We start from the raw sequence: 11,721 nt of genomic DNA on the forward strand, positions 1-11,721 counted from the left end.
TATTTATGAACATAATAAACAAAGTATTTTAGCTTTATTAATTCATGGAGATTCAGCCATTTCAGGACAAGGAATAGTACAAGAAACATTAAATATGTCTCAAACAAGAGGATATAAAATAAATGGTACTATTCACATAGTGTTAAATAACCAAATTGGGTTTACTACTTCTAATTTAAAAGATATGAGAAGTAGCAAATATTGTACTGATATTGCTAAAATGATTGATTCTCCTATATTTCATGTTAACTCAGACGATCCAGAAGCAATATTATTTGTAATACGATTAGCTTTAGATTTTAAAAATAATTTTCAAAAAGATGTATTTATAGATCTTATTTGTTATAGACGTCACGGACATAATGAAATAGACGATCCCTATATCACACAGCCAATAATGTATTCAAAAATTAAAAAGCATCCTACTATTTGTAAGATTTATAGCAAACAATTAATAAAAAAAAATATAATTCATCATGAATATTTAAACGATAACGTTACAAAATATAAAAAAAGTCTTGATGAAAGATATTTAGAATATATAAATAAGACACAAGAAATACGCAAGAACATATTATATGATAATAATATTTATACTAACCCTATACAAGTAACTAAAAATATTTCCGAAAAAAAATTAAAAGAACTGGCGAAAAAAATTAATATTATTCCATCTAATATTTCTGTACATGATCAAGTTCTAAAAATATATAAAAATAGACTAAAAATGGTGAATGAAAACAAACTTTTAGATTGGGGTGCAGCAGAAACATTAGCATATGCTTCTTTATTAAATCAAGGAATTTCTTGTAGGTTGTCTGGAGAAGATGTGGGAAGAGGTACATTTTCTCATAGACACGCTACGATTTATGATCAAAAAAATGGTTCGTTATACATTCCTTTACAACATATACATTCTGAACAAGGAAAATTTTATATTTGGGATTCTACGTTGTCAGAAGAAGCTGTTTTAGCCTTCGAATATGGATATTCTATCAGTCAAAACAATACATTGACTATTTGGGAAGCTCAATTTGGAGATTTTGCAAATGGAGCTCAAATTGTTATTGACCAATTTATCTGTTCTAGCGAACAAAAATGGGGTGTAACATGTAATTTAGTAATGCTGCTACCTCATGGGTATGAAGGTCAAGGACCAGAACATTCTTCTGCTAGATTAGAAAGATACCTTCAGTTATCTGCTGAAAATAATATACAAATTTGTATACCAACAACAGCTTCTCAAATGTATCATTTGTTATGTAGGCAATCCTTTCATTTTATAAAAAAGCCTTTAATTATTATGACACCAAAGTCTCTTTTACGTCATCCATTGTCTTCTTCACCTTTATTGGAATTTTGGGGAAATACTTTTCAAGAAGTTATAAATGAAATTGATAACATAGATACTAAAATAGTAAAAAGAATAATTTTTTGCTCTGGAAAAGTATATTACGATTTATTAAATCAACGTCGTAAAAATCAGCAAAATAATATAACAATTTTAAGAATAGAACAATTATATCCATTTCCTAGTCATACACTATCTGTAATATTGCAATCTTATTTACATATCAGTGACTTCATATGGTGTCAAGAAGAACCTTTTAACCAAGGTGCTTGGTTTTATAGCCAATATCATTTAAAAAAGATATTACCTAAACAATCTCGTTTAAATTATGTGGGACGTCCTGAATCTTCATCTACAGCTACTGGATATATTAGTATTCACAAAAAACAACAACAAAGATTAGTTAACGATGCTTTAAATGTAAGTTAAATAAGAGATAATAATGAATATAGTTAATATTCTTGTTCCCAACCTTCCTGAATCAGTTACTGAAGCAACAATTATATCTTGGTTAAAAAAACCTGGTGATTTTTTAAAAGAAAACGATATATTAGTCGAAATTGAAACTGACAAAGTAGTTCTAGAAATACCATCACCTTTCGATGGGACACTAAAAAATATTATTGTGCAAACAGGACAAAAGGTGACTTCGGGACAAATTATAGGAGAATTGATCCCATCTCCTGAAAAAAATAATGTATCAACCCATTACCAAAAAAGTAAAAATGAAATTTTTGAAAACAATACGATATTTAATCCATCTGTAAAGCATTTTACACCTATGATCAGACGATTAATATCTACATATAATTTGAAAAATGTTCATATTCAAGGTACTGGAACAAAAGGTCGTATTACGCGTGAAGATGTAATGCAATATGTAAATAAAAATATTAAAAATACTGATATAAACAGTATACATGATCATAAAAATAGACAAGAAATAAAAAATAATGATAGAAATCGAAAAATTGAACGTGTAAAAATGACTTCATTGAGAAAAAAAATTGCTGAAAGATTGTTAGAAGCAAAAAATAATTCAGCTTCTTTAACTACTTTTAATGAAGTTAATATGGAACCAATTTTAAATTTAAGAAGGGAATATGGAAAACTATTTGAAAAAAAATATAATGTTAAGTTAGGTTTAATGTCGTTTTATGTAAAAGCAGTAATAGAAGCTTTAAAAGCTTTTCCTGAAATCAATGCTACAATTGATCAAGACGACATTATTTACTATAAATATTTTGATATCAATATTGCTATTTCTACACCTCGTGGATTAATAGCTCCAGTATTAAAAAACGCAGATTTGATGAGCATGTCAGAAATTGAGCAAGAAATTAAAATTCTCGCTACGCAAGGACGCAATTCTAAATTAACTATTGATCAATTAAGAGGTGGAAACTTTACCATTACTAATGGTGGAATTTTTGGGTCTTTATTTTCCACCCCATTAATTAATCCGCCTCAATCAGCAATTTTAGGTATGCATACTATTAAAGAACGACCAATAGTAGTAAAAGGTTGTATAAAAATACTTCCTATGATGTATTTAGCACTTACATATGATCATCGGTTAATAGACGGAAAAGAATCAGTAGGATTTTTAATGAGAATAAAAGAACTATTAGAAGATTTCAATCGAATTATATTAAATATATAATTTTATTGTTTTAAATTTAATTTTAAAAAATAAAATTTTTGGTGCTATGATAAACCTTAGCACCAATATATAAACTATGTTTACTAATACGCTATGACAGCTCGACGATTTTTAGAATAAGAATCCTCTTTATCTCCTATTTCAGCTGGTTTGTCTGAACCGTATGATATAGTAGAAATTTGTTTAGAAAGTATTCCTTTGCTCTGTAAATACAATTTTACTGCATCAGCTCGATGTTGTCCTAATCTGATATTATATTGTTCTGATCCTCTTTTATCTGTATGTCCTTCAATAACAATATTTACATCAGGGTGTTCATATAAAAATGTAGCAATATTATTTAAAGTTTTAGCAAACTTTGCGTTAATATTATATTTATTGAAGTCAAAATAAACGACATTGTCTTGTTTCAATATATCTAAGTTTTCATTAGAATCTGTGTCTAATTTAGTATCTATTACTTGAGTATCTTTATTAGAAATGTTTTTATTTATCTTATCTTTCTGAAAACTACACGAAAACATTGCTATTATTGGAAAAATAAAAATTATTGTCTTTAATATTCTATTCAATTTCATTTATATATCCTATGATTTAATATGTTTTTATATTATTATTTTATAATTATATGTTCTAAAGATTTTAAGATGAGCATTTGTAATTCTGAAATTTCGAGATGTTATTAGTGATGTTATTTTAATATTAGCATTCATTGTCTTAATATCTAATATATTAATCTTATAACTATTAAAAAATCTAAATATACTTTATATGTTTAAATATAATTGTTTTAAATAATGCGATATATCGTAATTTTTGTATATAGTAAATTATACCTTCTATATCAAATGGAAACATTACACTATATTTTGTTAACCTGATCGTACAAATAGTAATACTTTTTTTAGTTTTTTGAAAGATGTCTTATCAAATAGTAAATTAAAACAAGAATCCTAATTTAGTTAATATATCATAAAAATAGCAAAAGTTACTTAAGTTAAATATCTAAGAGTGGATAAATCATACAACAAAAACATATTCTTAACGATAATTATATAAAATAATTTAATAAATATATTTAAGTATTTAAAACAAATTATAGAAATTCTGATTTTATTAAAGCATGAAATTTTAAATTTATAACGTCATAAACAAATATTCTGTAAATAGAAACACTAATAAATATTACATAAATTTGATCAATGTACTTATATCTTAGTAAATTGTAATTTTATAAAATTTTTAAAATAAATTAAGCATTCATAAAATACGATAATTATAAGGTAAAATTATTATGAAAATATACAAACTCATTTTAATGCGACATGGTGAAAGCAAATGGAATAAATTAAATAAATTTACTGGTTGGAAAGATATAGATTTATCTGAAACAGGCATTATTGAAGCAACAAAATGTGCTAAATTATTAAAATCAAATGGATTTAGTTTTACTTATGCATATACTTCTGTTCTAAAAAGATCTATTCATACCTTATGGATAATAATAAAATATCTCAATCAATCATGGATTCCAGTAAAAAAATCATGGCGCTTGAACGAACGTCATTATGGAGCTTTGCAGGGATTAGACAAAGACAATGTTATTAAAAAATATGGAAAAGTACAAGTACAACAATGGAGAAGAGGGTTTCACATTTCTCCTCCTCAAATAAGCTTAGAAGAAAGAAAAATATTAGCATTAGATCCTAAATATTCTTCTATACACATTAATGATATTCCATTATCTGAAAGTTTAAAATCTACTTCGGAACGAGTTATTCCTTTTTGGAAAAAAGTTATTTTTCCTAGTTTAAAAAAACAAAACAAAATTATAATAACTGCTCATGGAAATTCACTTCGTGCATTAATGAAATATTTGAGTAATATTGATGATAAAGATATCATAAAATTAGATGTTGATACTGGTACTCCAATAGTTTACGAATTCAACAATTATTTCGAACCTATACGATATTATTATCTATAACTATTTGTTATTAATCAGTATTAAGAAATATAATAATATTATGAGATTACGTTTATAAAAGTAACAAATTAGAAAACTCATCTTGATACTATATATATTTTAATATTGTTAATTTTAATGCCAATTTAAATATTGTTATATTTCCATATATATTTTTAAAATAATAACTTTAGAGAATAATATGATTAAAACAATCGGTGTATTGACGAGTGGTGGTGATTCTCCTGGAATGAATGCAGCAATAAGAGCTGTGGTAAGAACTGCGTTGAGTAAAAACTTGAGAATACTTGGAATACATGATGGATATCTCGGTTTATATGAAGATAAAATGACTAGTTTAGATCGATATAGTGTTTCTGATATAATCAATAGAGGTGGTACTTTCCTTGGATCTACACGTTTTCCTAATTTTTTAAAAGAAAACATAAGATCAATATCTATTCAAAATATGAAAAAACGTAAAATAGATGTCTTAGTAGTAATTGGAGGAGACGGTTCATATATGGGTGCAAAAAAGTTAACAGAAATGGGTTTTCCTTGCATTAGTATACCAGGAACTATTGACAACGATGTAGCAGGGACTGATTATACAATAGGATATTTTACAGCACTAGAAACAGTAGTAGAAGCTATTGACCGATTAAGAGATACGTCATCTTCTCATCAACGAATTTCAATAGTTGAGGTAATGGGACGAACTTGTGGAGATTTAACATTAGCTGCAGCTATAGCAGGAGGATGTGAATTTATAGTATTACCTGAAATTAAATATGTACAACAAGAACTAATAAAAGAAATTAAAGCAGGAATAAAAAAGGGTAAAAAACATGCTATAGTAGCCATTACTGAATGCATTTGTGATGTAGAAAAATTAGCACAACACATCCAACACGAAACTAAGAGAGAAACACGAGCAACTATTTTAGGTCATATACAAAGGGGGGGTGCACCTAGAGCATTCGATCGAATTTTAGCTTCTAGAATGGGTGAATATGCCGTAGAATTATTATTACTAGGATATCAAGGACAATGTGTTGGTATAAGAAACGAAAAAATGGTAAATCATGATATTACTGATGCACTTGAAAATATGAAACGACCGTTTAAATTTGATTGGTTAATTACTGCTAAAAAATTATATTAATAATATTAATTATAAAACATAATGAACATATCTTTTGTATATACTGTAAGTTAATTAATTTTAAATTTAATCCTATACCATAGGAATTTTAAAATGAGTTATTTTAAGAAAAATACTTTATTGCTATCACAATGCATTTCTGAATTTCTTGGTACAGGATTAATGATTTTTTTTAATTCTAGCTGTTCTGCATCATTAAAATTAACAAATGAATATAATAGCTTATGGAAAGTTAGTATCATATTAGGATTAAGTACTTGTATAGCAATATATATTAGTCTATTAATATCTGGATCTGAAGTACATTTGAATCCAGTAATTACTGTAGCATTTTTTTTGTTGTTTAATTTTAATAAAAAAAAAGTGATACCTTATATTACATCCCAAATCTTGGGATCATTTTTTTTTTCAGTTATTACTTATAAATTATATTATAATTCGATAATAATATTTGAAGAAAAAAATAAAATTTTTAGAGGTCATTGTAATAGTATTAACTCTGACTCTATACTTTCTTTTTTTTCGAACAAAGATTTCGGAATAATAAAAATTTTTATAATAGAAATTTTAATTACTTTTGTATTCGTTTTTATAATCATTATTTTAAACGATAATGAAAACTATTTCAATTTTAAGGTAACTATTTCTCCTATATTAATAGGTATATTAGTATGTATAATAAACATCATTGTTTTCCCATTGACAAACTTTACATTAAATCCTGCACATGATTTTGGTTCTCGTATTTTTATTTATCTGTCAGGATGGAATAAAATAGTACTTACTAATGGAATAAATATAGCTTATTTTATTATACCTATTTTAGGTACAGCAATAGGTTCCGTAACTTCTGTATATTTTTACAAATATATTAAAATACATTATAATAAATAAAAGACATAAATTTATTTATCTATAGATATTGTTTTGAGTATTTTTAAAAACTTGTTAAGTGACAATGATACCGAACCTATTAGAAATCCATCAACGTCAGGAATTTTACATAGTTGTTGGATATTATTTTCGTTTACAGAACCACCATATTGAATAAAAAAAGATTTTTTGTTTATATTTTGTTGTTTTAAAATATAATCTTTTATAAAACAGCACATATCTTGTATATAATTAAGTGATGGTATTTTTTTAGATCCAATAGCCCAAATAGGTTCATAAGCAATAATAGTATTGCAAAATGCTGTTTCACCTAATAAATCAAAAATGATATCTATTTGTTTTTGACATACTCTTTGTGTTGTATAAAGGTTGTAATCTTTATCTGTTTCTCCAATACATAATATTGGAATTAATTTAGCATGTTTAACTACTTCAAATTTTTTTGCAATTAAAATATTATTTTCTTGATGATGTAATCTTCTTTCGGAATGTCCGACAATAACGTATCTTATATTAATGTCTTTTAACATATTAACAGAGATTTCTCCAGTGAACGCACCAAACGAATTAACGTCTACATTTTGAGCTCCAATTATAACATTTGTATTTAAAACTATGTTATATGCTTGATTCAAATATACCGAAGGAGGAGCAATAATTACTTTTGAAGAAATATGATTCATTTTTACAAAATCAGATATAGGTTTTAAAAGATTTTGTAATAATTGTATACTTCCATTTAACTTCCAATTAGCTATAATAATTTTTTTATTCATAATTAAACCTTATTCAATATTTTAACTAAGTTACCAAAAACAAAATTATTAATTAGTAACTTAGCATTAGACGTTATAACTTTAATTTTTACAATTTTTATCAGTGCATTTATAAAATTTTAAAAATATTATAACTTCAATAATTATTTTAATTTTTGTATAATTCAGTTATAAGTCAATTAACAATTAAGTATTAGAAATTGATTTTTAAGATATTTTATTATCATTTCAACTATATAATCGTTATTATCACATTTTAAATGTAACGTTATGTGGCATTAATCAGCACTTTTAGCGGCTTTAAAAGCTTCAGTCATAGCATTTGAAGGATTTTCGTTTTCTTTTTTATTATCTTGTTCTTCAATATTACGTGTTTTTTCTAACGACGTGTTAAATATAGAAGACAAATAAATTGTTCTATTTTTTCGATCTAGATTACTTAATTTAATATTTATTTTTGTTCCAATGATGAATTTCGGCAATAAACTATCAAGGTTCTCACAAGGCAATTCTGAAACTTTAATATATCCTTCGATAAATTCAGATAACCTAATCGTAATAATTTTGCTATCTATTTTTTTTACAATTCCAGAAACTATGCTATCTTTTTTATGATTAAGAATGTACTGATTAAAAGGATCTTCTTCTAATTGTTTAATTCCAAGAGAAATACGTTCTCGTTCAGAATCAACCTGTAAAACTACAGCCGAAATATCATCACCTTTTTTATATTTTTTAACTGCTTCTTCTCCCGGTACAGTCCAAGATATATCAGATAAATGTACTAATCCATCAATACCACCATATAGACCAATAAAAATTCCAAAATCAGTGATAGATTTTATTTTTCCATGTACTTTGTTTCCTTTGCTATTTATATCTGAAAATTTTTTCCATGGATTTTCCGTACATTGTTTTAGTCCTAAAGAAATACGTCTTTTTTCTTCATCAATATCTAATACCATTACTTCTACAAGAGAATTGATATTTACAACTTTAGATGGATGAATGTTTTTATTAGTCCAATCCATTTCTGAAACGTGTACTAAGCCTTCTACACCCTCTTTAATTTCTACAAAACATCCATAATCTGTTAAATTAGTAACTCTTCCAGTTAATTTAGTACCTTCTGGATATCTTTTTGCAATTTCTGTCCATGGATCATCACCTAATTGTTTTAATCCTAACGACACTCTTATTTTTTCCCGATCAAATTTTAGTACTTTTACTCTTATTTCATCACCTATATTGACAACTTCATTAGGATGCTTTACTCTTTTCCATGCCATATCAGTAATGTGTAGTAATCCATCAACACCTCCTAAGTCTACAAAAGCTCCGTAATCAGTAAGATTTTTAACTATTCCTGTCAATTCAATACCTTCTTGTAAATTCTTAAGTAATAAACTACGTTCTGCACTATGTTCTAACTCGATAACCGCGCGACGAGATACAACAACATTATTTCGTTTTTGATCTAGTTTAATAACTTTAAACTCTAATTCTTTACCTTCTAAATGATTTGCATCTCGTATAGGACGTACATCTACTAAAGAACCAGGTAAAAATGCTCGTATATCATCTAATTCTACAGTAAAGCCACCTTTTACCTTTCCATTAATTACTCCAAGAACTGTTGTAGAGTCTTTATGTGCTTGTTCTAATATTAACCAAGCTTCATGACGTTTAGCTTTTTCACGTGATAAAATCGTTTCTCCGAATCCATCTTCAATAGCATCTAAAACAACGTCAACGTAATCTCCTACTTTAACTTCTATATCTGATTTAGAATTTTTAAATTGTTCTATTGGAATGGATGATTCAGATTTTAACCCAGCATCAACTAGTACAAAATCTTTAGTTATAGCAACAACATTACCTCGAACAATTGATCCTGGCTTAGTTTCGACTTCTTTTAAAGACTCTTCAAATAATTGAGCAAACGATTCAGTCATAATTATGACCTTCAAATACGGTTAAAAACATCTATGATTTATATTCAAAAAAAATAGTGTTTGTTTTATATATTCTATAATGTCCATTTCATAGATTCGTTGATATATTTAATGTTATTTAATATTCTTATAATATGTAATATGTTTGAAATACCATTCACTCATACAAATAGAAGTTTATTATGATAACATTTTTTTAGAAACTGAGGTTAATATTATTATATTTTAATCATGATAATTATTTATAATTTAAAGTAATCGAATTATAATTTTATTATTTTGTTAATATTATATAAAATCGTTGATTTTAATATTGTTATATTAAATAATTTGTAAAAATGATTACATTTAAAATAAATATAATCGATATGCATATATTGTATAATTATAAAGCAATATTATCTCAAATTTAAAATATAAAATTAATTATTTTAGAACTTTTATTTACATAATATTAAAAAAGTTTATTTTGAAATACATAAGCTATTTTGTAATAACAAGAATGTTTTATAAAAACTTTAGTTTCAAGGTGATTTAAAAATATTTTATTATTTACTTTTAGTATTTAAGTATACATAGAAATATTATATATTTTATATAGAATTTCATTAAAATGCATTTTTTTAATATTTGTTTAAAATATATTTTAAATAATTAAGAAAATATCTTAAAAACTAATACAATGTAGTTCTTTAAAATAATGTGGGAATGTTTTGTTTACACAATTTGGATTTAAGAGAGTCACTTTTACATTGGATAATGCTATTAAAGAGAAACACATAGCTATTCGGTGATCATTATAAGTATTGATATTAGCATAAAAAAATTTTTTAGGTGGAATAATGTGAATAAAATCATTTCCTTCATTTACTATAGCTCCTATTTTTCTTAGTTCTGCAGACATGGCTGATAATCTATCAGTTTCTTTCACTCTCCAATTATAAATATTTCGAATAATGGTCTCTCCAATAGAAAATAATGCAACCATAGCAACGGTCATAGCGGCATCAGGAATATCATTCATATCTAAATCAATACCATATAATGTTCCTTTTTTACAACAAATAAAGTTATTACCTACAGTAATGAATGCACCCATTTTTTTAAGTATACTTGAAAACTTCACATCTCCTTGAATACTATTTTCTCCAATACCCGTAACGCATACTGATCCTCCTTTAATTGCAGCTGCAGCAAGAAAATAAGAAGCAGACGATGCATCCCCTTCTATGAAATAATCACCAGGTGATTGATACTGCTGCCGTCCTTTAATATAAAAACAATTATAGGAGTCATTTATTATGTTTATTCCAAATTGACTAATTAATTTAAGAGTCATATCTATATATGGTTTAGATACTAAATTACCTTTTATCGTAATTTTTGAATCTATAATAGCAAGAGGTGATGCAATAAGTAAAGCTGTTAAAAACTGACTAGAAATTGAACCGTTAATTGTTATATTTCCTCCAGAAAACCCACCTTGTATATGAATAGGAGGATAATTATTTGTTTCAGAATATTTGATATTAGCTCCACCTTGCCTTAAGGCATTAACTAAATGTTTTATAGGTCTTTCCTTCATTCTATCATCACCTGTTAATAATATATCATTATTACTTAATGATAATATTGCAGATAATGGTCGCATAGCAGTACCTGCGTTACCTAAAAATAATGAAGTTTTTTTTTCAATATATAAAGGTTTAGCTTGTCCTTTAATTCTGCATACAGTATTATTATTGGACAAAACAATGTTTATTCCAAAAATTCTTAGTGTATTTAACATATATTTAGTATCATCACTAAATAATAAATTATGTAAGTATGTAGTCCCCTTTGAAATAGCTGATAACAATAATACCCGATTAGAAATGCTTTTCGATCCTGGTAAATGAACTGTTCCATTAATAAATGAAATAGGATTGAGTGTTAAAGAATTTTGCATTAT

9 protein-coding genes are annotated in these 11,721 nt (G+C 26.0%); 5 read left to right on the plus strand and 4 right to left on the minus strand.

The window, feature by feature from the left end:
- On the plus strand, window positions 1-1,780 hold a 1,780-nt coding region (locus D9V73_RS01425), incomplete at its 5' end, for a 2-oxoglutarate dehydrogenase E1 component (protein ID WP_261979137.1).
- 13 nt (window positions 1,781-1,793) lie between these two features.
- On the plus strand, window positions 1,794-3,014 hold the full coding sequence (gene sucB / locus D9V73_RS01430; RefSeq protein ID WP_158336506.1) for a dihydrolipoyllysine-residue succinyltransferase: 1,221 nt from the start codon (window positions 1,794-1,796) through the stop codon (window positions 3,012-3,014).
- A gap of 83 nt (window positions 3,015-3,097) precedes the next feature.
- Here the strand turns inward: sucB and pal are convergent, their stop codons facing one another.
- Window positions 3,098-3,592, minus strand: coding sequence for a peptidoglycan-associated lipoprotein Pal (gene pal / locus D9V73_RS01435; protein ID WP_158336507.1), 495 nt, complete (start codon window positions 3,590-3,592; stop codon window positions 3,098-3,100).
- A gap of 716 nt (window positions 3,593-4,308) precedes the next feature.
- Here pal and gpmA point away from each other — a divergent pair.
- The 3 genes from gpmA to D9V73_RS01450 all read left to right on the plus strand — a co-directional run bounded on the left by gpmA (window position 4,309) and on the right by D9V73_RS01450 (window position 7,039).
- Complete coding sequence (gene gpmA, locus D9V73_RS01440; RefSeq protein ID WP_158336508.1) at window positions 4,309-5,001, plus strand: 2,3-diphosphoglycerate-dependent phosphoglycerate mutase; 693 nt, start codon at window positions 4,309-4,311, stop codon at window positions 4,999-5,001.
- A 181-nt stretch (window positions 5,002-5,182) separates the two neighbouring features.
- The gene (gene pfkA, locus D9V73_RS01445; RefSeq protein WP_158336509.1) at window positions 5,183-6,145 is read left to right on the plus strand and encodes a 6-phosphofructokinase; all 963 of its coding nucleotides are present in this window, start codon (window positions 5,183-5,185) and stop codon (window positions 6,143-6,145) included.
- Window positions 6,146-6,238: 93 nt separating this feature from the next.
- A complete protein-coding gene (locus tag D9V73_RS01450; protein ID WP_158336510.1) occupies window positions 6,239-7,039 on the plus strand; it encodes an MIP/aquaporin family protein in 801 nt (266 codons plus the stop codon).
- Between the two features lie 11 nt (window positions 7,040-7,050).
- Here D9V73_RS01450 and tpiA read toward each other — a convergent pair whose 3' ends face one another.
- The 3 genes from tpiA to aroA all read right to left on the minus strand — a co-directional run bounded on the left by tpiA (window position 7,051) and on the right by aroA (window position 11,718).
- Entirely contained in the window at window positions 7,051-7,815 is a 765-nt protein-coding gene (gene tpiA, locus D9V73_RS01455) for a triose-phosphate isomerase (RefSeq protein ID WP_158336511.1), read from the minus strand.
- A 278-nt stretch (window positions 7,816-8,093) separates the two neighbouring features.
- Window positions 8,094-9,770: a 30S ribosomal protein S1 gene (gene rpsA / locus D9V73_RS01460; RefSeq protein ID WP_158336512.1), complete on the minus strand. Its 1,677-nt coding sequence runs from the start codon at window positions 9,768-9,770 to the stop codon at window positions 8,094-8,096.
- 667 nt (window positions 9,771-10,437) lie between these two features.
- Window positions 10,438-11,718 carry a 3-phosphoshikimate 1-carboxyvinyltransferase gene (aroA, locus tag D9V73_RS01465; RefSeq protein ID WP_158336513.1) on the minus strand — a complete coding sequence of 427 codons (1,281 nt, stop codon included), beginning with the start codon at window positions 11,716-11,718 and terminating at the stop codon, window positions 10,438-10,440.
- Between the last annotated feature and the right edge of the window lie 3 nt (window positions 11,719-11,721).

Origin of the sequence: Buchnera aphidicola (Melaphis rhois), from assembly GCF_005080745.1 — a bacterium.
GTDB lineage: Bacteria > Pseudomonadota > Gammaproteobacteria > Enterobacterales > Enterobacteriaceae > Buchnera_B > Buchnera_B aphidicola_AT.